The sequence below is a fragment of the Oerskovia jenensis genome (assembly GCF_016907235.1).
GTDB classification, from domain to species: Bacteria; Actinomycetota; Actinomycetes; order Actinomycetales; family Cellulomonadaceae; genus Oerskovia; species Oerskovia jenensis.
Window position 1 is genome coordinate 4,029,955 of the sequence record NZ_JAFBBO010000001.1, and the last position, 22,274, is coordinate 4,052,228.

18 protein-coding genes are annotated in these 22,274 nt (G+C 70.8%); 15 read left to right on the forward strand and 3 right to left on the reverse strand.

The features are described 5' to 3' along the window. The first annotated feature begins 250 nt into the window (after positions 1-250). The 3 genes from JOD49_RS17940 (at position 251) to JOD49_RS17950 (ending at position 4,945) form a co-directional block, all read left to right on the forward strand. Positions 251-2,098 carry an ABC transporter family substrate-binding protein gene (locus JOD49_RS17940; protein ID WP_205308377.1) on the forward strand — a complete coding sequence of 616 codons (1,848 nt, stop codon included), beginning with the start codon at positions 251-253 and terminating at the stop codon, positions 2,096-2,098. A 238-nt stretch (positions 2,099-2,336) separates the two neighbouring features. Next, positions 2,337-3,863: an ABC transporter permease gene (locus JOD49_RS17945; protein ID WP_205308378.1), complete on the forward strand. Its 1,527-nt coding sequence runs from the start codon at positions 2,337-2,339 to the stop codon at positions 3,861-3,863. Then, positions 3,860-4,945, forward strand: a complete 1,086-nt coding sequence (locus JOD49_RS17950) for an ABC transporter permease (protein WP_205308379.1) — start codon at positions 3,860-3,862, stop codon at positions 4,943-4,945. The genes JOD49_RS17945 and JOD49_RS17950 overlap by 4 nt, the downstream gene beginning before the upstream one ends. Before the next feature lie 67 nt (positions 4,946-5,012). Here the strand turns inward: JOD49_RS17950 and JOD49_RS17955 are convergent, their stop codons facing one another. After that, on the reverse strand, positions 5,013-5,603 hold the full coding sequence (locus tag JOD49_RS17955; RefSeq protein ID WP_205308380.1) for a PH domain-containing protein: 591 nt from the start codon (positions 5,601-5,603) through the stop codon (positions 5,013-5,015). Positions 5,604-5,689: 86 nt separating this feature from the next. On the opposite strand from JOD49_RS17955, the gene JOD49_RS17960 reads away from it, so the two are divergent. The 9 genes from JOD49_RS17960 (at position 5,690) to JOD49_RS18000 (ending at position 17,721) form a co-directional block, all read left to right on the forward strand. Then, positions 5,690-7,495, forward strand: a complete 1,806-nt coding sequence (locus JOD49_RS17960) for an ABC transporter ATP-binding protein (protein ID WP_205308381.1) — start codon at positions 5,690-5,692, stop codon at positions 7,493-7,495. 241 nt (positions 7,496-7,736) lie between these two features. Continuing rightward, positions 7,737-9,647: a translational GTPase TypA gene (gene typA, locus JOD49_RS17965; RefSeq protein ID WP_205308382.1), complete on the forward strand. Its 1,911-nt coding sequence runs from the start codon at positions 7,737-7,739 to the stop codon at positions 9,645-9,647. Between the two features lie 118 nt (positions 9,648-9,765). Continuing rightward, the gene (locus JOD49_RS17970; RefSeq protein WP_205308383.1) at positions 9,766-10,860 is read left to right on the forward strand and encodes a PIG-L family deacetylase; all 1,095 of its coding nucleotides are present in this window, start codon (positions 9,766-9,768) and stop codon (positions 10,858-10,860) included. After that, a complete protein-coding gene (locus tag JOD49_RS17975) occupies positions 10,857-11,318 on the forward strand; it encodes a DUF6113 family protein (RefSeq protein ID WP_205308384.1) in 462 nt (153 codons plus the stop codon). Before JOD49_RS17970 ends, JOD49_RS17975 begins: the two co-directional genes overlap by 4 nt. An 82-nt stretch (positions 11,319-11,400) precedes the next feature. Beyond that, on the forward strand, positions 11,401-14,001 hold the full coding sequence (locus tag JOD49_RS17980) for a VanW family protein (RefSeq protein WP_205308385.1): 2,601 nt from the start codon (positions 11,401-11,403) through the stop codon (positions 13,999-14,001). Between the two features lie 248 nt (positions 14,002-14,249). Next, positions 14,250-15,137 carry an ACT domain-containing protein gene (locus JOD49_RS17985; protein WP_205308386.1) on the forward strand — a complete coding sequence of 296 codons (888 nt, stop codon included), beginning with the start codon at positions 14,250-14,252 and terminating at the stop codon, positions 15,135-15,137. After that, positions 15,134-16,150 carry a prephenate dehydratase gene (locus tag JOD49_RS17990; protein ID WP_205308387.1) on the forward strand — a complete coding sequence of 339 codons (1,017 nt, stop codon included), beginning with the start codon at positions 15,134-15,136 and terminating at the stop codon, positions 16,148-16,150. The genes JOD49_RS17985 and JOD49_RS17990 overlap by 4 nt, the downstream gene beginning before the upstream one ends. Then, positions 16,141-17,274, forward strand: a complete 1,134-nt coding sequence (locus JOD49_RS17995) for a prephenate dehydrogenase/arogenate dehydrogenase family protein (RefSeq protein ID WP_307822622.1) — start codon at positions 16,141-16,143, stop codon at positions 17,272-17,274. The genes JOD49_RS17990 and JOD49_RS17995 overlap by 10 nt, the downstream gene beginning before the upstream one ends. Positions 17,275-17,319: 45 nt before the next feature. Beyond that, positions 17,320-17,721, forward strand: coding sequence for a RidA family protein (locus tag JOD49_RS18000; RefSeq protein ID WP_205308388.1), 402 nt, complete (start codon positions 17,320-17,322; stop codon positions 17,719-17,721). 4 nt (positions 17,722-17,725) lie between these two features. On the opposite strand, the gene JOD49_RS18005 is transcribed toward JOD49_RS18000, so the two are convergent. Beyond that, complete coding sequence (locus JOD49_RS18005) at positions 17,726-18,052, reverse strand: DUF6725 family protein (protein ID WP_307822623.1); 327 nt, start codon at positions 18,050-18,052, stop codon at positions 17,726-17,728. A gap of 92 nt (positions 18,053-18,144) precedes the next feature. Between JOD49_RS18005 and fdxA the strand changes: the two genes are divergently transcribed. The 3 genes from fdxA to JOD49_RS18020 all read left to right on the forward strand — a co-directional run bounded on the left by fdxA (position 18,145) and on the right by JOD49_RS18020 (position 21,210). After that, complete coding sequence (gene fdxA, locus JOD49_RS18010) at positions 18,145-18,462, forward strand: ferredoxin (RefSeq protein ID WP_205306357.1); 318 nt, start codon at positions 18,145-18,147, stop codon at positions 18,460-18,462. A gap of 16 nt (positions 18,463-18,478) precedes the next feature. Next, entirely contained in the window at positions 18,479-19,615 is a 1,137-nt protein-coding gene (gene dapC / locus JOD49_RS18015) for a succinyldiaminopimelate transaminase (RefSeq protein WP_205308389.1), read from the forward strand. A gap of 296 nt (positions 19,616-19,911) precedes the next feature. Next, positions 19,912-21,210 (forward strand): citrate synthase, encoded by a 1,299-nt coding sequence (locus JOD49_RS18020; protein WP_191788809.1) that lies wholly within the window; start codon positions 19,912-19,914, stop codon positions 21,208-21,210. Between the two features lie 111 nt (positions 21,211-21,321). On the opposite strand, the gene JOD49_RS18025 is transcribed toward JOD49_RS18020, so the two are convergent. Further along, the gene (locus JOD49_RS18025) at positions 21,322-22,197 is read right to left on the reverse strand and encodes a hypothetical protein (RefSeq protein ID WP_307822624.1); all 876 of its coding nucleotides are present in this window, start codon (positions 22,195-22,197) and stop codon (positions 21,322-21,324) included. Positions 22,198-22,274: the final 77 nt, after the last annotated feature.

Here is a 22,274-nt window from a genome sequence, read left to right on the forward strand (position 1 = left end):
CGTCCTGTGTTTCCGGTCCGTTACGTACCGGTTTCTCCGGGTATCGAACGGGAAACAGCACCGTACCGGCCAGTATCAACTCGGTAACGATCGGCCGCTCGAAAGGGGCAACCGGGTGAAGTCACCCATCTTGGTCGGTACCGTTGCCCCAAACCAATGGTGGGTCTCCCGCGAGTGTCGCCGAGCTCCGCGCGCAGTGCTGCTGCGGGGCGCGTCGACGGGGAACCCGCCATCCCCTTGAGGAGGAACATTGAAGATCTCACGGAAGTCTGCGGCTGTCGCAGCCGTGGCGGTGAGCGCCCTGGCGCTCTCCGCGTGCGCCGGTGGGTCCGGCGACGGCAACAGCGACGACGGCGCAGGCATCAACGACAGCGAGAGCGTCAACATCGCGTGGAACCAGCCGTTCTACTCGTACAACGGCAACTCCATGACCGGTAACGCCACGGCGAACAACGTCGTGCTCTACCTCATGCGTGCCGGCTTCAACTACTACGACGAGGACCTGAACCTGGTTCAGGACGAGTCGTACGGCACCTACGAGAAGGTCTCCGACGACCCGCTGACGATCAAGTACACCTACGCGGACACCGCCGGCTGGTCCGACGACGTCCCGGCCGGCCCTGCCGACCTCCTCCTCGAGTGGGTTGCCCAGACGGGTAAGTACAACAACGTCGAGCCGACGTACGACGAGGAGACCGGCGAGGTCACCAACCAGGCCGAGGTCGACGCAGGTGTCTACTTCGACGCCGCGTCCCCGGGCATCTCGCTCGTCACCGACGTGCCCGTCATCGAGGACAACTCGATCACGTTCACGTACTCCAAGCCCTTCGCCGACTGGGAGACCGCGATCGCCCCGAACCTCCCGGCGCACGTCGTCGGGCAGCGTGCGCTCGGCATCGAGGACGCGACCGAGGCGAGCGACGCCGTCGTCAAGGCCATCCAGGACGGCGACATCGCGAGCCTGCAGAAGATCGCGAACGTCTGGAACAAGGACTTCAACTACGCCGAGCTCCCGGACGACGCGAACCTCTACCTCTCGAGCGGCGCGTACGTCATGACGGACTTCGTCAAGGACCAGTACGTCACGCTGAAGGCCAACGAGAAGTACAAGGGCGAGCACAAGGCCGGCATCGACCAGGTCACCATCCGCTACAACGGCGACCCGATGGGCCAGGTCCAGGCACTGCAGAACGGTGAGGTCGACCTCATCAACCCGCAGTCCACGGCCGACATCCTCTCGGCAGTCAGCGCGCTCGACGGCGTCCAGGTCGAGTCCGCGACCGAGGGCACGTACGAGCACGTCGACCTGCAGTTCTCCAACGGTGGGCCCTTCGACCCGAACACCTACGGTGGCGACGCCGAGAAGGCCAAGAAGGTCCGCCAGGCGTTCCTCAAGACGGTCCCGCGTCAGCAGATCATCGACAACCTGATCAAGCCGCTGAACCCGGACGCCGAGATCCGCAACTCGTACACCACGGTCCCCGGCTCGCCCGCCTACGACGAGATCGTCGCGGCGAACGGCCAGTCCCAGTACGACGAGGTCGACATCGAGGGCGCCAAGGCGCTCCTGGCCGAGGCCGGCGTCACCTCGCCCGTCTCCGTCCGCCTGCTGTTCGACCCCAACAACACGCGTCGTGTCAACCAGGCGCAGCTCATCACCGAGTCGGCCGCCCTCGCGGGCTTCACGGTCGCGCCGTACCAGGTCCAGACCGACTGGGGCACGGACCTGAGCAGCGCGAAGTCGTTCTACGACGCGGCGCTCTTCGGCTGGCAGTCGACCTCGACCGCAGTGACCGAGTCGGACGCGAACTACCGCACCGGCGCGACGAACAACCACTACGGGTACTCGAACCCCGAGGTCGACGCGCTGTTCGACCAGCTGCAGCCCGAGACCGACCCGGCCGAGCAGACCCGCATCCTCGGTGAGGTCGAGAAGCACCTCGTCGACGACGCGTTCGGCGTGACCATCTTCCAGTTCCCGGGCGTCACCGCCTGGAACGAGTCCAAGATCTCGGGCGTCAACCCGCTCACGATCGCCCCGGGCATCTTCTACGGGTTCTGGGACTGGAAGACCGGCAGCGCCGAGGCCAGCAAGTAGTACCGACTCCGTCAGGTGAGACGAGACGCTCGCGGGGAGGGTGTGAACCCCTCCCCGCGAGCGCGTAAGATCTCCTCGGTCGGAGACGACGAGAGGGCGCCGGAAGCACCCATCCGGCGCCCTCGCGCGTGCCTGCACAGGCCGGCCAGCAGTATCCGCCGTGCATCAGCTGCCAGGCCGCGGAATAGAATGACTCGCTGATCGCGAGTCCTCAGTCGTCTGCGAGGTTTATCCCAACGTGTTGACGTTCATTACGCGCCGCCTTCTGGCCGGCATAGCCACACTGTTCGTGGCGATCTTCATGATGTACCTCCTGGTCGATCTCGCGATCGACCCCTTGGCCGACCTCCAGGAGTACCGCGGAGCGGACAAGGCCGCCAAGATCGCCGCACGTGAGGCGATGCTCAACCTCGACACCAACGTCGTGGTGCGCTTCTTCCAGTGGCTCGGCCACGCCTTCCAGGGAGACTTCGGCGTCGCCTGGCGCTCGGGGCAGGACGTCGGCACGCTCGTGTCGCACGCCATCGGCTCGACCCTGCAGCTCGTGACGGCCGCCACGGTCCTGTCGCTGATCCTCGGTGTGTCGGTCGGTATCGTCAGCGCGCTGCGCCAGTACGCGACGTTCGACTACCTGATCATCTTCCTGTCCTTCCTGCTCTACTCGCTGCCCTCGTTCTGGGTCGCCGTCCTCCTCAAGCAGTGGGGGGCCATCGGGTTCAACGACTTCCTCGCGGACCCCACCCTCTCGATCCCGGTCCTCGTCGGCATCGCGGCGCTCATGGGCCTGCTGTGGGTGCTCGCGATCGGCGGATCGGTCACGCGCAGGCTGCAGACCTTCGGTCTGGCCTTCGCGGCGACGCTGGGCGTCATGCTCTACGTCCAGCTCACCGACTGGTGGGCCAGGCCGCAGCTGGGCCCCGTGCTCATCGCGATCACCGGGGTGGGCTTCGCGTTCGCGCTGACGGCCGTCTCCGCGGGTCTGCGCAACCGCCGCGCGCTCTACACGGCCCTCGCGACCGTGGCCATCGGCGTCGCCCTGTACTACCCGCTCCAGGGCTTCTTCAACTCGGTGGTCCCGTCGCACCTCATGATGTTCGGCCTCGCGCTGGTCGCGATCGGTGTGGGCGTCCTGGTCGGCTTCCTGTTCCGCGGACCCGACTGGGGTGTCTCCGCGAGGACCGGTGGGATCACGGCGTTCGTCGTCGCGGCCATGATCTACATCGACCGCGTCATGCAGGTCTGGCCCGCGTACATGAACTCGAACGCGATCAACGGCCGTCCCATCGCGACGTTCGGCGACCGGACCCCGAACCTCGGGGGCAACTACTGGGTGCAGGTCCTCGACCAGTACACGCACCTGCTGCTGCCGACCCTGACGCTGATCCTGGTCGCCTTCGCGGGCTACACGCGCTACTCGCGATCGAGCATGCTCGAGGTCATGAGCCAGGACTACATCCGTACGGCCCGGGCCAAGGGGCTGAGCGAGCGCACCGTCATCATGCGTCACGGCTTCCGCAACTCGTTGATCCCGCTCGCGACGATCGTCCCGATCGACGTCATCACGCTCATCGGTGGTGCGGTCGTCACGGAGCGGATCTTCAACCGGCCGGGCATGGGTGCGCTCTTCCTCAACTCCCTCCAGGAAGCTGAGATCGAGCCGGTCATGGCCTACCTCCTGATCACCGCTGCGCTCGCGATCATCGCCAACATCGTGGCGGACCTGATCTACGCTGCCCTCGACCCACGAATTCGGGTGAACGCATGAGTACCCCTCAGAACCCCCAGAACGGCGACGACTCGGTCACCATCGAGAACGCGATCGAGCTGAAGGACGTCGAAGGTCTGTCCCAGGGGCAGATCGTCCGCAGCCGGTTCTTCCGGCACAAGGGCGCCATGGTCGGGCTCGCCGTCCTGATCTTCGTGGTGCTGCTCGCGTTCACCTCGGTGGGCTTCGGCCCGGTCCCGGGCTGGTGGCCGCAGGGCGGCGGGTCGGGCAAGGTCATCAACCCGGGAGGCGCTCCCACGTTGAGCATGCCCACCTGGCTCGGCGGGTCCGGCTTCGCCATCGGCCAGCACCCGTTCGGTCAGGACGAGAACGGGCACGACATGTTCTTCTACGTCATGAAGGGCACCCAGACCTCGCTCGGGGTCATGTTCACGATCGGTGGCATCGCCTGCGTGCTGGGTGTCCTGATCGGCTCGCTGTCGGGCTTCTTCCGTGGTCGTACGGACGGCATGCTCATGCGCTTCACGGACCTCGTCATCACGGTCCCGACCATCGTCATCGGTGCCGTCATCGGCAAGATGGCCGGCTCGCTGAGCGCGGCCGTCTTCGGTGCAGCGCTCGGCCTGATCCTCTGGCCGAGCCTGGCCCGTCTGGTGCGCGGTGAGTTCCTGAGCCTGCGTGAGCGGGAGTTCGTCGACGCGGCCCGCGTCGCCGGCGCCTCGAACACCCGGATCATCTTCAAGCACATCCTGCCGAACGCGATCGGCGTCATCATCGTCGCCACGACCCTGCTCATGAGCTCGGCGATCCTGCTCGAGACCGCACTGAGCTACCTGGGCTTCGGCATCCAGTCGCCCGACATCTCGCTCGGTCAGCTGATCAACCAGTACCAGTCGTCGTTCGCGACGCGCCCCTGGTTGTTCTGGTGGCCCGGCCTGTTCATCGTGGTGATCGCACTGTGCATCAACTTCATCGGTGACGGCCTGCGCGACGCGTTCGACCCGCGTCAGAAGCGGATCCCGTCGCAGAAGAAGATGGACCGCGCCGCCGGTGCCTCGCGCGAGACGACGATCCCGCTGCAGGCCCAGGGCGGCCACGTCGGCCTGGGTGGCGGGAACTGACATGACCGGCCCCACGTCACCGGTACCGACGAACCTCCTCGGAGCGTCGTCGGTACCGGTGGCGTGCTCAGCCGAGCTGCGGCGCGAGCACCCCGAGGGCCGTGAGCACCACGAGACCGGCGACGGTCGCGAGGTGCCACGACGTGCGAGGCGTGAGCCCGTGGTCGTCGCCGTCCAGGTGACCGGCCGAGCGCAGCGCCTCGTAGCGTTCCCCGATCACGAGGGCTGCCGCGTCGGCGTTGGCGCCGCTGACCAGCCGGTCACCGACCATGCCCTTGGCGGGGTCCACCGTGCGGGGGTTGCGCAGCCTCGCCGCGGAGCCGCTGCTGGCGGGTGCGGCCCACGCCGTGAACGTGCCGGTCGTCGTCGTGACCTTGAGCGCCAGGTGCGAGTCCACGCTGCGGAAGGTGGGCCACGGGACGTGCACCGTGCGCAGCACGTTGCGCAGCACGATCTCTCCGTCGCTCACCTGGACCTCGGGGTTCCAGAAGAGCGCCCAGACGACCAGCACCGCGAGCAGCGGCCACGCGCCGTAGCGCAGTACTTCTTCGACGCCCCCCGACGTCGCGAGGCTGACCAGGGTGACGAGCGCGACCAGCGCTGCGGCACCGGTCAGTATCCGGCCGTACGTCGACCTGAAAACGTGTGTGGGTCCCATGGGCCCATACTCCCAGAGATGCAGACATCGACCGGAGCGCTGACCAGCGCCGACGTCCGTCGCATACAGGAAGGATCCTGATACCTGTGGCAATCGAGACAGCACCCCAGGCGGCCCCGGCGCCCACCGGCGAACCCGTGCTGACCGTCCGTGACCTCGGCGTCGACTTCTACGTCGACGGCGAGTGGTTCCCCGCCGCGTCCGGCGTCAGCTACGACGTGCACCCGGGCGAGGTGCTCGCGATCGTGGGCGAGTCCGGCTCGGGCAAGACGCAGTCGTCGATGTCGCTCATCGGTCTGCTCCCGCCGAACGGCCGGGCGACCGGCAGCGCGAAGCTCGGCGACCGTGAGCTCATCGGGATGTCCACGAGCAAACTCCGCCACATCCGTGGCAAGGAGATCTCGGTGATCTTCCAGGAGCCCATGACGGCGCTCAACCCGGTGTACACCGTCGGGTTCCAGATCGTCGAGACGCTCCGCACGCACTTCGACATGGGTCCCAAGGACGCCAAGAAGCGCGCGATCGAGCTGCTCACGCTCGTGGAGATCCCCGAGCCGGAGCGCCGGTTCGACTCCTACCCGCACCAGCTCTCGGGCGGTCAGCGCCAGCGCGCGATGATCGCGCAGGCGCTGGCGTGCGACCCGCGCCTGCTCATCGCCGACGAGCCGACCACGGCCCTCGACGTGACGGTCCAGGCCGAGATCCTCAAGCTCATGCGCGACCTGCGTCACCGCATCGACTCGGGCATCATCCTCATCACCCACGACATGGGTGTCGTCGCCGACATGGCGGACCGCATCCTCGTCATGAAGAACGGCCTGGTCGTGGAGGAGGGGACGGCGGCGCAGATCTTCTCCGCGCCCCAGCACCCCTACACGCAGCGCCTGCTGGACGCGGTCCCGCACCTGGGCACCGCGCGTGCCGAGGTCGTCGAGCCCGCGCAGGCCGTCGCCGACGAGCGTCCGGTCGTGCTCGAGGCCAAGGACATGGTCATCGAGTACCCCGGCCGTGGCCGGGCGCCGGGCTTCCGCGCGGTCGACGAGGTCAACCTGACGATCCGTCAGGGCGAGGTCGTCGGGCTCGTGGGCGAGTCCGGCTCGGGGAAGACGACGATCGGCCGTGCCGTGGTGGGCCTCCTGCCCGTCACGGGTGGCGAGCTGACGATCGTCGGCCAGAACATGGTCGGCGCGCGCTCGAAGGACCTGCGCCCGCTGCGCAACCAGGTCGGGATCGTCTTCCAGGACCCGGGATCGTCGCTGAACCCGCGCCTGCCGATCGGTGAGTCCATCGGGGAGCCCCTCATGCTCCACAAGGGCATCAAGGGCAAGGCGCTGAGCACCGAGGTCGAGCGCCTGCTCGACCAGGTCGAGCTGCCGCGTGCCATGCGCAACCGCTACCCGCACGAGCTCTCGGGTGGTCAGCGTCAGCGTGTGGGCATCGCCCGGGCGCTCTCGCTCGAGCCCAAGCTGCTGGTCGCGGACGAGCCCACGTCGGCGCTCGACGTGTCGGTCCAGGCCAAGGTCCTCGACCTGTTCCAGGACCTGCAGCGTGAGCACGGCTTCGCGTGCCTGTTCATCTCGCACGACCTCGCGGTCGTCGAGATCCTGTCCGACCGGATCGCGGTGATGCACCACGGCAAGCTGGTCGAGGTCGGGGACACGGCCCAGGTCGTCAACTCCCCGCGGGACGACTACACGCGTCGTCTGCTCGCCGCGGTGCCGGTCCCGGACCCGGAGCAGCAGCGCGTGCGCCGCGAGGCTCGCGACCTCCTGCTCGTCAACGAGGCGAAGGACATCGCCCAGGACGAGTCGAACGAGGTCGACGCTCTTCTGCGCTCGCAGGTGGACCGCCGCGAGAACATCGAGGGCGACCGCATCCCGCAGCAGCCCTGACCTGCGCACAGCACGGGTGAGATGCCCGACGACGGCACGCGCCGTCGTCGGGCATCTCGCGTTCGTGGGGGCGAGAGCCGGGTGTGACGGAGCACCCTCTCCACGCACTGGCAACCACCCGGTAAGATAGCCGTGCCCGGACGACGGCGCGCGCGTGCTCTGCGCGGGCGGCGCCCGTCCGCCGGCCACCAACTCGGGCGGAATCCTCCGTCGCTCGCTCCTCTCCCGAAATGAGTTCTGTATGTCTGTGCGCTCTGACCTGCGCAACGTGGCGATCGTCGCCCACGTCGACCACGGCAAGACGACCCTCGTCGACGCGATGCTGCACCAGTCCGGCGCCTTCGGCGCTCACGCGCACGTCGACGAGCGGGCCATGGACTCCGGTGACCTGGAGCGCGAGAAGGGCATCACGATCCTCGCGAAGAACACCGCCGTGCACTACGCCGGCCCCGCAGCGATCGCCGCCGGTCAGCCCGACGGCATCACGATCAACGTGATCGACACCCCGGGCCACGCCGACTTCGGTGGCGAGGTCGAGCGCGGCCTGTCCATGGTCGACGGTGTCGTGCTCCTGGTCGACGCGTCGGAGGGCCCGCTGCCCCAGACGCGCTTCGTGCTGCGCAAGGCGCTCGTCGCCAAGCTGCCCGTGATCCTCGTGGTCAACAAGACCGACCGCCCCGACTCGCGCATCGAGGAGGTCGTCGCCGAGGCGACCGACCTGCTGCTCGGACTCGCGAGCGACCTCGCCGACGAGGTCCCCGACCTCGACCTCGACGCGATCCTCGACATGCCCGTCGTCTACGCCGCGGCCAAGGTCGGGCGTGCCTCGACCGAGCAGCCCGCCGACGGCTCGGTCCCCGACAGCGAGAACCTCGAGCCCCTGTTCAAGGTCATCCTCGAGAAGATCCCCGCGCCGACGTACGAGGAGGGCGCGCCGCTCCAGGCTCACGTGACCAACCTCGACGCGTCGCCGTTCCTCGGCCGCCTCGCGCTGCTGCGCATCTTCAACGGCACCATCCACAAGGGCCAGACGGTCGCGTGGGCCCGTGCCGACGGCACGATGCAGAACGTCAAGATCACCGAGCTGCTCGAGACCAAGGCACTCACCCGTGTGCCCACCGACTCGGCGGGCCCGGGCGAGATCGTCGCGGTCGCCGGCATCGAGGACATCACCATCGGTGAGACCCTCACGGACCCCGACGACCCGCGTCCGCTGCCGCTCATCACGGTCGACGACCCGGCGATCTCGATGACGATCGGTATCAACACCTCGCCGCTCGCCGGCAAGGGCGGCAAGGGCCACAAGGTCACGGCCCGCCAGGTCAAGGACCGTCTCGACAAGGAGCTCATCGGCAACGTGTCGCTGCGCGTCCTGCCGACCGAGCGCCCCGACGCCTGGGAGGTCCAGGGCCGTGGTGAGCTCGCGCTGGCCATCCTCGTCGAGCAGATGCGTCGCGAGGGCTTCGAGCTGACCGTGGGCAAGCCGCAGGTCGTCACCAAGCAGGTCGACGGCAAGCGTCACGAGCCCATGGAGCGCATGACGATCGACGTGCCCGAGGAGTACCTGGGCAACGTCACCCAGCTCCTCGCGCAGCGCAAGGGCCGCATGGAGACCATGTCGAACCACGGCACGGGCTGGGTCCGCATGGAGTTCGTCGTCCCCGCGCGCGGCCTCATCGGCTTCCGCACCCGCTTCCTCACGGACACGCGCGGCACGGGCATCGCGTCGTCCATCGCCGAGGGCTACGAGCCGTGGGCCGGCCCCATCGAGACCCGCGTCAACGGTTCGCTCGTCGCGGACCGTGCCGGTGTCGTGACGCCGTTCGCGATGATCAACCTGCAGGAGCGCGGCTCCTTCTTCGTCGACCCCACGCAGGAGGTCTACGAGGGCATGATCGTCGGCGAGAACTCGCGCAACGAGGACATGGACGTCAACATCACGAAGGAGAAGAAGCTCACGAACATGCGTGCAGCCTCTTCCGACACCTTCGAGAACCTGACGCCCCCGAAGCACCTGACGCTCGAGGAGTCCCTCGAGTTCGCCCGCGAGGACGAGTGCGTCGAGGTCACCCCCGAGGTCGTGCGCATCCGCAAGGTCATCCTCGACCAGACCGAGCGCGCCCGCGCGTTCTCCCGCGCGAAGAAGTCCTGACCTCGTCAGGACGACCCGCACCATCCCGTACGCAGCCCGTGCCGCCGGTCCTCGTGACCGGCGGTGCGGGCTCCGCACTGTCCGCTTCCTCGTGGAGGCCGCTTCCTGTGGAGGACGCATGAGGTACGAGCCGGTCCGGCCCCGTGGTGGGTTGCTCGCCGTGCACGCGCACCCCGACGACGAGACCCTCGCGACCGGTGCGCTGCTCGCGACCTGGGCCGCGGCGGGGGAGCCCGTGACGGTCGTGACCTGCACGCGCGGCGAGCAGGGCGAGGTCATCGGTGCGGAGCTGGCGCACCTCGAAGGGGACGGCCCCGCGCTGGCGGCGCACCGCGAGGGTGAGCTCGCCGCGGCACTGGCGAGCCTGGGGGTCCGGGACCACGTGTTCCTCGACCAGGTCCCGACGAGCGCGCCCGAGGGGGCCGCGGGACACGGTACGACGGTCGCGTACCGCGACTCGGGCATGGCGTGGGCCGCGCCCGGGATCGCGCGGGCGGCCGCCCAGGCGGACCTTCCTGCCGGTGCGCTGGTCGCGGCCCCGCTCGACGAGGCGGCGGACCGGCTCGCGCGCGTGCTGCGCGAGCGGCGTCCTCGCGTGGTCGTGACCTACGAGCCGTCCGGCGGGTACGGGCACCCGGACCATGTCCGGGCGCACGAGATCACGGTGCGGGCGATCGAGCTCGCCGCGCGCGCCGAGCAGGGCCTCGGGTCCGACGACGTCGCTCCCCTCGACCCTCGGGTACCCGAGGGCGGTGTCGAGGGGGAGCCTCGGCTGTGGGAGTCGGTCGTGCCCGCGGGCACGGCACGCGCCGCGCGGCGTGAGCTGGCGGCGCTGGAGGGCGTGCAGGCGCTGCTCGCCGAGCACCCCGAGCTCACCCTGCCGGACCCGCAGGAAGAGCTGCCGCCGGTCGCGAAGGACGGTCTCGACGAGGTCGTGGTCGTCGAGGTGGTGCCCGTGCTCGACGCCGTGACGGGCGCCCTGCGGGCGCACGCGACGCAGGTCCAGCACGTCGGGACCGTGCCCACCGGCGCGGGGCGGGGCGTGGGCTCGTCCGAGACGCCAGGGGGCGTGCTCGGGTGGTACGCGTTGAGCAACGACGTCCTCGCCGCCCTTCCTTCACGCGAGTTCTACACCGTGGCCCCGGAGTCTGCGGGACCTCCCCGCAGTTCTGCGGGAAATGACCAGACAGGACCAGTACCGTGGACACAGTGAAGAAGACCGGACCTCGCATGCTCGGGCGCGCGCTGCTGTGCGTGCTGCTCGGCCTCGTGGTGGGCGCCGTCGGAACCGTGATGCACCGCGTGGTGGTCACGGACCACCTGCTTCCTGTCGGGATCGTCGTCGCGCTGCTCGCAGTGCTCGCCGGGGGAGTCCTCGCGCGGGCCTGGACGGGCTGGGCCGGTGTGATCGGCTACGCGGTCGGCTGGGTCGTGGCGGTGCAGGTCCTGGCCTCCAAGGGGCCGGGCGGAGACCTGCTGGTGCCGAACCAGACGGTCGGTCTCGTCTGGGTCTACGGCGGGATGGCCGTCATCGCGATCGTGGCCTTCCTGCCGTGGTCGTGGTTCAGCGAGCAGCCGCTGCGGTCCGGCGTCGCGAGCGCTCCGGCGCCGCAGATCGTCACCGGATCTTCACGCCGGACACCGACCGGACAGATCGGTACGGACGCATAGAATTGCCCCCCGCGGGCAGTCCGCACCACCCCTCCTTCGTCGCGGCCTTCGCCGCGCACCAGAACCGTCACGGAGACAGTCGATGGGCCACCCGACCGAGCGTGAGAACGCGCACGAACCGAGCACGACCGACGAGGTGTCGACCCCGGAGCAGCCGACCGCGGGCGCGCCTTCCGAGACCTCCGCACCAGGGGAGTCGCAGGAGTCCGTGCTGCCAGCCGCCACCGAGACGACGCCTGCTGCCGTGACTCCCGCGTCGAGCCCGGAGGAGACGCCCGAGCCCTCGGCCGCTCCGACGGCGCCCGGCGCGTCGAGCGCGCCGGAGACGCCCACCCCGGCCGACCCGCCCTCGGCGGCCCCCGCCGCGGAGCCTCGCCTGCCCAGCTTCGACGACGACGACGACGAGCCGTACTCGCCCCGTGTGTTCGCCTTCGAGGAACCGGCCGCAGCTCCCGCCGCTCCCGCCGTCGCGGCGACCCCCCAGGCCGCCGCGCAGGCGACACCCGCTCCCGACGCACCGGACGCACGGTCCGCGGCCACCGAGCCCTCGGCAGCCCCGTCGTCGAGCGCCTCGACGCCGCCGGCGACGCCCGCCACCCCGGTCGTGCCGGCGACGCCCGCCACCCCGGTCGTGCCGGCGACGCCCGCCGCCGGGGCCGTGCCGACGACGCCCGCCACCCCGGTCGTGCCGGCGACGCCGCCGAGCGCGGACGCCCGGTCCACGCAGGTCCTGCCGCCCGTGGCCGCGCCGGCCGACCACCACCCCACCTCGGCCGAACCGACTCCTCGCACCTCCTCCCCGTTCGCGCCGGCGACGTCCGCGTGGACGAGCGCCGCGACGTCGGGAACGTCGACCGCCACCGCCCAGGAGACGGCCGCCGCGCCCGCCCGACCCTCGATCGCGTCGGCGTTCACGCCGGTCGGCACGGCCGGTGAGACGCCTGACGGCACGCCCGCCGAGGCGCCCGCCGGCCCGTCGGACGGCGGGTCGCCGCTCGACGGGATCTCGGGCGACAAGGCACCCAGCCGGCTGCCCAAGGTGGCGCTGTGGGCAGGGATCGGGGTCGTCGTGCTCGGCGGTCTCTACACCGGGGCCCAGTGGTTCTACTCCGACAAGGTCCCGCCTAAGACCGTGGTCGCCGGGGTGTCCGTGGGCGGCCTCGACACGAAGGCCGCCGCAGCCGCTCTCGAGAAGGGCCTGGGTCCGCGTGCCGCCGAGCCGATCACGCTGCAGGCGGGGGCCTCGACGACGACGCTCGACCCGGCAGCCGCGGGGCTCGCGTTCGACGCGCAGGCGACGGCCGACGAGCTGACGTCGTTCTCGTTGAGCCCGGTCCAGCTCTGGAAGCACGTCTTCGGGGGCTCCGACGAGGAACCCGTCACGACGGTCGACACCGCCAAGCTCGAGGCCCAGGTCACCGAGCTCAAGGCGCGTCTCGCGCTCGAACCGGTCGACGGAAGCGTGGTCTTCACGGACGGCCAGGCGGTGGCCACCGCGGCGCAGGACGGTTCGGAGATCATCGAGGACGAGTCGATCGAGATCATCAGCTCGTCGTGGCTGACGGGTCCCGACCCGCTCGACCTGCCCACCACGCCCGAGGCGCCGGCCGTCACGCAGGAGGAGACGGACGCGGCCCTCGCCCAGGCCCAGACCGTCGTCTCGGCCCCCGTCACCGTCGCGGTCGGCGGTCAGCAGGCCGAGCTCACGCCCGACGTCCTGGCGTCGGCGGCGGCCTTCAACGCGGTCGACGGCACCCTTGCGCTCACCTTCGACGGGCCCACGCTGCTCGAAGCGGTCGTCGCGGGGACGGACGACCTGCTCGACGAGGCCGCCGACGCGAAGTTCGTCTTCGTCAACGGTGCGCCCGTGATCGAGGGTGGCGCCCCGGGGACCACGATCGACCCGGCCGCCCTGAGCACCGCGGTGGCGACCGCCGCCCTCGGCACCGAGCGGACCGCGTCGATCGAGCTCACGCAGTCGGACCCCGCCCAGTCGGTGGCCGCGCTCGAGGCGCTCGGCGTCAAGGAGAAGATCTCCGAGTTCTCGACCCCCCTGACGAACGACTCGCTGCGTACCGAGAACCTGCGGGTCGGGGCGAGCAAGGTCAACGGCACCCTGGTCAAGCCCGGGGAGACGTTCTCGCTGGTCGAGACGCTGTCCCCGATCACGACGGCGGGCGGCTACCACTCCTCGGGCATCGTGCAGGACGGCAAGCACGTGGAGGGGATCGGCGGCGGTCTCTCGCAGATGGCGACCACGACGTACAACGCGGGCTTCTTCGCCGGGCTCGACGACGTCGAGCACCGCCAGCACAGCTACTGGTTCACCCGGTACCCCGCGGGCCGCGAAGCCACGATCTTCGTCGGGTCGATCGACATGAAGTTCAAGAACGACACCCCGTACGGCGTGCTCATGCAGTCCTGGGTGGCCGGCGGCGAGCTGCACGTGGCGGTCTGGAGCACCAAGTACTACGAGGTGCAGACGTCGTCGAGCGGGCAGCAGAACGTCGTCCAGCCGACCACGGTCACGCACACCGGCGCGGACTGCGTGGCCCAGCCCATGGGCAACCCGGGCTTCTCGATCACGACCTACCGGAAGGTGCTGCTCAACGGGCAGGTCGTGAAGGACGAGAAGGACACCTGGCGCTACAAGCCGGACAACCAGGTGGTCTGCGCCCCCTGAGGTCGCACGTCCGGGGCCGTGGCACGGGGCCTCGGGCATCCTGCGCAACCGCGGGTCACGAGCGGGTCGAGGCCGGAAGGTCTCGGCCCGCTCCGTCGTCCGGCCGCTCGTGACGACGGTGCGGGCGCCCGCGTCTCAGCGGGGGCTCGCGCCCCGTCCACACGGGGGCCCGCGGCTAGACTGCTCGTCGGACGCTGACAGGCGCCGCGCTCGCGCGGCCACCGCGAGAGGCAGGGCGAGGACACTCGATGCTCGGACGTAGTGAACGCGAGTCGGGGGCCCACGCACGGCTCGCCGCGCAGATGGCGAAGTGGCACGGTGCGGACGGGTGGCCCGCGGGGACGGGGGCGGACGACCTCCTCGACCTGGGGTCCACCTCCACGACGCTCGCGACGGTCGCGAGCATCGACGACCTGGCCGCGGTCGTCCACATCGGGCACCCCGCGCAGCCGTCGCACGACCTCGAGCGTGCCCTGCTCGCGGCCGCGCCGTCCCTGGTCATCACGTCCGCCGTCGCGGTCCCTGCCCAGTGGGTGTGGGCCGGCCGCCCGGGGCAGTCCACGGGGAGCGTCGTCGTCGACGAGGCAGGCATGCGCGACTGCCGCCACGTCCTGCGCACCCTGGGGGCCAACCCTCGGCTGGTGCCGTCGCGGACCGCGCTCGACGAGCGGATCGCCCTGGCCGGTCCCAGCGGGACCCTCGTCGTCGAGCGTTCGGAGATCCCCGCCGGGTGGGAGGAGATCCCCGGCAGCGCCCGGCTGAGCGAGGGGGCACCGATCTGGTACGGCCTGGTCGAGGCGCGCCGTTCCGCTCCCGAGTTCGCGGGAGAGGCGCAGGTGTGGCTCGCGTTCGGCCCCCGCGACGACCACCGGGGATCCCTCCAGCAGACCCTGGCGGTCATCGCCGAGAGGGGGATCGACATGCAGCACCTGCGCAGCCACCGCTCCTCGGCCGGACCGCACATCTTCTTCTCGTCGTTCTCGTGCCCCGACGCCTCGGTGCTCACGGGCCTCATCGCGGAGCTCTCGTCGCGCGACGTCGCTCACCGGGTGCTCGCGGTCCTCCCGGGCCGGGAGTTCGTCCCCGGCCCCGACGCCCTGGCACCGCAGTGGGCGCCGGAGCACGTGGGCTCGTGACCAGGGTCGCCTACCTCGGGCCGGAGGGGACGTTCACGCACCAGGCGGCGGTCCGCTGGGCCCGCGCGCAGAGGGCGGGAGCAGCGGCCCCGACGGCGGCGCTCACCTCGGGGGACGAGGGTGCCGGCGCACCCGGGGGCGCCGCGGACCGAGCGGGGTTCGAGCTCGTCGCGGCGCCGACCGTGACCGACGTCTACGCCGGCGTCGCGGCGGGCGACTTCGACCACGGGATCGTCGCGATCGAGAACTCGGTCGAGGGCTACGTGGTCCCGTCGCTCGACGCGATCGTGGGCAGCGAGGACGTCGCCGCGATCGACGAGGTGGTCCTGGAGATCACCTTCGACGCCTTCGTGCGCCCGGGGCACGGCGAGCTGACCGAGGTCACGGCCCACCCTCACGGCCTGGCCCAGTGCCAGGGCTTCGTGGTGCGGTCGGGTGCCGTCCCGGTCCCGTCGTCGTCCAACGCGGCGGCGTGCCGTGACGCGACCGAGCACCAGATCGCGATCGGTCCGGCCATCTGCGGGGAGCTGTACGGGCTCGACCTGCTCGAGGCCGGCGTCGAGGACTTCCGTGGAGCGCGCACCCGGTTCCTGACGATCGTGCGGCGCGACCGGGCGCGGGCTGCGCTCGCTGCGGCGCGGGCGGCCGGCCCCGCCCAGTGGCGCTCCATGCTCGCGCTCACGCCGCTCGTCACGGGCCCCGGCGTCCTGGCGAGGATCACGCAGGCCTTCGGGGCCGGCGGGGTCAACCTGTCGAGCCTCATCACGCGTCCGCTCAAGGCGCTCGAGGGGAAGTACGTGTTCGTCCTGACCGTCGACGCCGCGCCGTGGGAGCCGGCCGTGCGCGAGGTGCTCGAAGGGCTCCTCGCGGCCGGGGACTCCGTGAAGACCTTGGGCGTCTTCCCGGCTCGCGGCGAGCTCGACGAGGCGTTGTCCTCCGACGACGTCCCGGTGGGTTCGGTCCGGGCGGGTGCGTCGTCCGACGCGCTCGACAGGGGGTTGCTGTGGACCTGACGCGCGCTCCCCGGACGAGTGCCGAGCCACCGCGGACCGTCGCGATCCTCGGGCTGGGCCTCATCGGCGGGTCCTTGGCCCGGCTCCTCGCGCGCCGTGGCGTGGCGGTCACGGGGTACGACACCTCGCCCGAGTCCCGGGCGCAGGCCGCGGGCGCGGGGCTCCACGTGGTCGCGGACGTCGAGTCGTTGTGCGCGTCCGCACCTGACGTCCTGGTCCTGGCTGTCCCGTTGCGGGCCGTGCGCGCGGTGGCCACCGAGGTCGCCCGGCACCTGGTCGGCTCGACGCTCGTGACCGACGTCGGATCGGTCAAGGGTCCGGTGCGCGACGTCCTGGAGGGGTGCGGTCTGGGGGACCGGTACGTCGGCGCGCACCCCATGGCCGGGACCGAGGAGTCGGGTTTCGCCGCGTCGGCGGCCGAGCTCCTGGACGGCGCCCGGTGGGCCGTCACCGTCACCGACAGGACGCGACCCGAGCAGCTCGCGAGCGTGCTCGCGCTCGTGACCGGGGCGGCCGGTGGGCGGGCCTACGTGCTGACCGACGAGGTGCACGACGAGGCTGCGGCGCTCATCAGCCACGTGCCGCACGCGTTCGCGATCGAGCTCCTCAACCTGGTGTCGGCCGCCCCTGTCCGGGGGGTTGCCCTGGCGCTGGCCGCAGGGAGCTTCCGGGACGGGACCCGGGTGGGCCGGACCGACCCACGCCGGACCGAGGCCATGCTCACGGAGAACGCCGGCTGGGTGGCTCCCGCGCTACGGCTCGCGGCGCGCGACCTCGAGGCGCTCGCGACGGCGTTGGAGGCGAACGCCTCGACGACGGAGTTCTTCGACCGCGCGGACGACGTCCGGGCCACGTGGCAGCCCCGGGGAGCGGCCGTGGTCGGACCTGGCACGGCTTCCGTGCTTCCGGGGCCTCCAGTGCCTGCGGTGCCCACGGTGCCCGAAGTGGCGCCAACGACCCTGCGCGAAGGGCAGGCGGCGTCGCGTGGGGAGGTCTCCGGCGACCCGGAGCGGTTGTCGGTCGACCTCGGGGAGACCGGCTGGTGCCCCGAGCTCCTCGAGCTCTGCCTCGCCGGCTGGGTCGTCGTCGCGGTGCACGGCACCCTGGTGGAGCTGGACCGGTAGTCGCACGGCGTGCGTGCGTGGGTGGCGGGTGGAACCGTGGGTGTCATGGAGATCACACGGATTCAGCCGGCCGGGCTCGTCGTGAGCCCGGCGTTCAGCCACGTCGCGATCGTGCCTCCGGGGGCCGCGACCATCTACGTCGGCGGTCAGAACGGCGTGGACGAGACCGGCGCGGTCGTCTCGGACGACGTCGTCGAGCAGTCGGTGCGCACGATCGACAACGTGAGCGTCGCGCTCGAGGCGGCGGGGGCGTCGCTCGCCGACGTCGTGCAGTGGACGGTGCTCCTGGTCGAGGGCGCCGACCTCGGGGCGGCCTACGGGGCCATCGCGCCACGGCTCGCGGGACCGGGCGCCCCGCCGCTCGTCACGGCTGCTCTCGTCGCAGGGCTCGGGGTTCCCGGGGCCCTCATCGAGGTGAGCGCGATCGCGGCCGTCCTCCCCGCCTGAGCGGTCAGTCGACCGGCTGGCGCGGCAGCCTGCGGGGTGGTCGGGGCGGGATGCGCTTGGCGGCCACGAGCTGCTCGGCCCCGATCGTGACCTCGACCGACTCGCGCGAGCCGCCGGCGTCCGTCCGCAGGGTGATCGAGGTGCCCGGGGTGGACGTCAGGACGATCCCGATCACGTCGGTCACCGACCTCGTCTCCCCGGTGTCGTCCTGGGTGGCCCGTACCTCGTCCGGCGTCAGTCGCCGCCGGACCACGACCCGTGCCCCCGGGGGCCACGCGGCCCACTGCGGGTCGAGCGCCGGTCGCGGGGTGGAGTTCATGGTCGTGCTCACGCTCTCTTCGTCCGCCGGTGGCCGGGATGCCCCGTTCCTGAGCGATACTAGGGGGAAGTGCTCGGTGCAGCAGGTGAAAGGGAACCTCCGACGTGACGTACGTGATTGCTCAGCCTTGTGTGGACGTGAAGGACAAGGCGTGCATCGAGGAGTGTCCGGTGGACTGCATCTACGAGGGCAAGCGGTCGTTGTACATCCATCCGGACGAGTGCGTGGACTGTGGTGCGTGCGAGCCGGTGTGTCCGGTGGAGGCGATCTACTACGAGGACGACGTGCCCTCGGAGTGGAGCGACTACTACCGGGCGAACGTGGAGTTCTTCGATGACCTGGGGTCGCCGGGTGGTGCGGCGAAGATGGGCCTGATCGAGAAGGACGACCCGATGATCGCGGCCCTGTCCCCGCAGGCCTGAGCGCGGGCAGCGGAGCATGGGATTCGCCGACCTGGGTGGCCTCGCCTACCCGTGGGACTCGCTCACGCCCTACGCGGAGCGTGCGCGCGCGCACCCGCGGGGCATCGTCGACCTGTCGATCGGTACGCCGGTCGACCCGACCCCTGCCGTCGTCCGTGACGCGCTCGCCGCGGCCGGCGACGCGCACGGGTACCCGACCACCCACGGGACCTCCGCGTTGCGCGAGGCCGTCGTCGGCTGGTTCGAGCGCCGTCGCGGTGTGCCCGGTCTCGACCCCGACGCGGTCCTGCCCACGGTCGGGTCCAAGGAGCTCGTGGGCCTGCTGCCCTCGCTGCTGAGGCTGGGCCCGGGCGACGTCGTCGTGCACCCTGCCACGGCGTACCCCACGTACGACGTGGGTGCGCGCCTCGCCGGGGCCACCCCGCTCGCGACCGACCGGGTCGAGGACTGGGCCGGGCGCAGCGACGTGCGGCTCGTCTGGGTCAACTCGCCGGGCAACCCGACGGGTGAGGTCCTGGGCGTCGAGGAGCTCGCGCGTGTCGTGGCCGCGGCCCGGGAGATCGGCGCGCTCGTCGTGAGCGACGAGTGCTACGCGGAGCTCGCGTGGGCCGAGCCGTTCGCGAGCCAGGGGGTGCCGAGCATCCTCGACCCCCGCGTGAGCGGAGGCTCGACGCACGGCCTGCTCGCGGCGTACTCGCTGTCCAAGCAGTCGAACCTCGCGGGGTACCGGGCCGCGTTCGTCGCGGGTGACCCGGTGGTCGTCGCGGACCTGCTCACGACGCGCAAGCACCTGGGCATGATCGTGCCCGCACCGGTCCAGGCGGCCATGGTCGCGGCGCTCACCGACGACGCGCACGTCGCGGCGCAGCGAGAGGTCTACCGGCGCCGTCGGGACGTGCTGCTCCCCGCGCTCGGTGAGGTCGGGCTCCAGGTCGACGGGTCCGAGGCGGGGCTCTACCTGTGGTCGCGCCCCGCGGGCGCCGTCGTCGAGCAGGAGGACTGCTGGCGGACCGTGGGGGATCTCGCGAACCTCGGGATCCTGGTGGGGCCGGGAGCGTTCTACGGTCCTGCGGCGGCTGGTCACGTGCGGGTGGCGCTCACGGCGAGCGACGAGAGGGTGCACGAGGCCGCGTCCAGGCTCTCCGCGCGGTGACCACGAGGTGACCACGCCATGACCGTGCGGTGGCCCGCACGGTCACGGGGAGATTGTTGGTGCAATCCCTCCCCGTTCTCGCCTGTGACTCGCGTCACAGCCGCGTGACGGTTTCGTGACCGTTCCAGATTGGTCACGTGTGGGTGAAGCGAGTACCGTCGACCCAGGCCAATGCTGTCCGACGCTCTCGGCCATCGAATGACCCAGGCCGGACAGGTGACGATCTCGCAGCGACACCTCGGAAAGACACGCGCAGCCACCCGCAGGGGGTGCGGCAGCGCGCAAGGAAGGAAGACATGACCACCACCCAGCAGGCGACAGTTCGGCTCGTCGTCAACGAATCGAGCCAGGACCTGCCCGTGGTCGCAGCGACCGAGGGCAACGACGGCATCGTCGTCTCCTCGTTGCTGAAGTCGACCGGGCTCGTCACCGTGGACCCCGGGTTCATGAACACCGCCTCGTGCGAGTCGGAGATCACGTACATCGACGGTGACGCGGGCATCCTGCGCTACCGCGGGTACCCGATCGACCAGCTCGCGGAGAAGTCCACGTTCCTCGAGGTCGCGTACCTCCTGATCCACGGCGAGCTCCCGGACGCTCCGACGCTCGACGCGTTCGTCGAGCGCGTCAACCGCCACACCATGGTGCACGAGGACTTCCGGACGTTCATGGGGACCTTCCCCCGCAACGCGCACCCCATGGCCGTGCTCTCCTCGGCCATCAACGCGTTGTCGACGTTCTACCCGGACTCCCTCGATCCTTTCGACGACGACACGGTCGAGCTCGCGACGGTCCTGCTGCTCGCCAAGACGCGGACCATCACGTCGTACCTGCACCGGCGCCGGGTCGGCGAGCCGCTGCTCTACCCGGACTACTCGCGCGGGTACGTCGACGACTTCCTGCGCATGACCTTCGCGACGCCGTACGAGAAGTACGAGTCGGACCCCACGGTGGTCGACGCCCTCGACAAGCTCCTCATCCTCCACGCGGACCACGAGCAGAACTGCTCGACCTCGACGGTGCGCGTCGTGGGCTCGAGCCACGCGAACCTCTACGCCTCGGTCGCGGCCGGGGTCAACGCCCTCTCGGGACCGCTGCACGGCGGCGCGAACGAGTCCGTCCTGTCGATGCTGGACAAGATTCAGAACAGCGACTTCGACGTCGACACCTTCATGAAGAAGGTCAAGGACAAGGAGGACGGCGTCCGTCTCATGGGCTTCGGTCACCGGGTCTACAAGAACTACGACCCGCGTGCCGCGATCGTCAAGGCCAAGGCCGACGCGGTGCTGTCGACCCTCGGCAAGAAGGACGAGCTCCTCGACATCGCGCTGCGCCTCGAGGAGATCGCGCTCAACGACGACTACTTCATCGAGCGCAAGCTCTACCCGAACGTCGACTTCTACACGGGCCTGATCTACAAGGCCATGGGCTTCTCGCCGGCCATGTTCACGCCGCTGTTCGCGCTGGGACGCATGCCCGGGTGGATCGCCCAGTGGCGCGAGATGATGAAGGACCCGCAGACCAAGATCGGGCGCCCGCGCCAGGTCTACACGGGCGCGACCGAGCGTCCGTACGTGCCGGTCGACGGTCGCTGACCTCACCACTCATCCGCCCGACGGCGCCTCGCACCTCACGGAGCGGGGCGCCGTCGGCGTCTTCCGGGGCCGCCCGGCGCAGGTCTCGACGAGGAGGCGGTCGACGTGCCGTCAGGGCTCGTCGGTCGTCGCGACCGTGATCCGGACCTGGCCCGGGCCGGGGTGCGAGGAACCGTCGGCGGCCTCGGTGGTGGTCCACTCGGGGGACTCGCGAGACCACGTCCGGTCCCCGACCTCGACCTGCACGACGTCCGTCGCGTCGGAGCTCGCCACGGCCCACTGCGCGACGGCCCAGCCGGCCCGGGCCGTCTCCGGCGGCACGCCTGCGAGGGGGAGGGCGTCGACCGTCACGGACGCTCCGTCGACGCTGACCGGCAGGTCGCCGAGGTCGCGCTGGACCCGTGCGGTGAGCCCGTCGACCGAGTCCCCGGTGCTGACGAGCGTCGCGGGGTCCACGGGCGCCAGGTCGCAGGTCAGCGTGCCCTGCGAGTTGCCCGTGAGGGCGGAGGCCCAGGCACGCGAGCGGGACTCGTGCTGGGCGTACGCGTCGGGGAACCCCGAGCGCTGCACGGCCTGGGCGGCCACGGTCACGGGCAGCTCGGTGTAGCCGTCGACCTTGTCGAGGCCGTCGTAGAAGGCCGTCGTCGAGTAGACGGGGTCCATGATCTGCTCGATCGTGCCCCAGCCCTGCGACGGGCGCTGCTGGAACAGGCCGATCGAGTCGCGGTCGCCGTAGTCGATGTTGAGCAGTCGCGACTCCTGCAGTGCGGTCGCGAGGCCGATCGTCGCGGCCCGTGCCGGCATCCCGCGCCGCACGGTCGTGACCGCGATGAGGGCAGCGTTGTCGGACTGGGCGGGGGAGAGGTGCCAGGCCTGGCCGTCGGCCGTGGCCGCGCACCGCTCGGCGACCGGGCTGTGGTCGTCGAGCCGGTTGAGGGCCAGGACGACCCCGGTGGTGGCGACCGCGAGCACGGTGACGACGGTCACGGCGAGACGCAGCGGGCGGCGCCGTCGCCGTCGGTCGCGTGGCGTGCGCGGCCCGGACCCCGGGCCCTCCGGTCCGA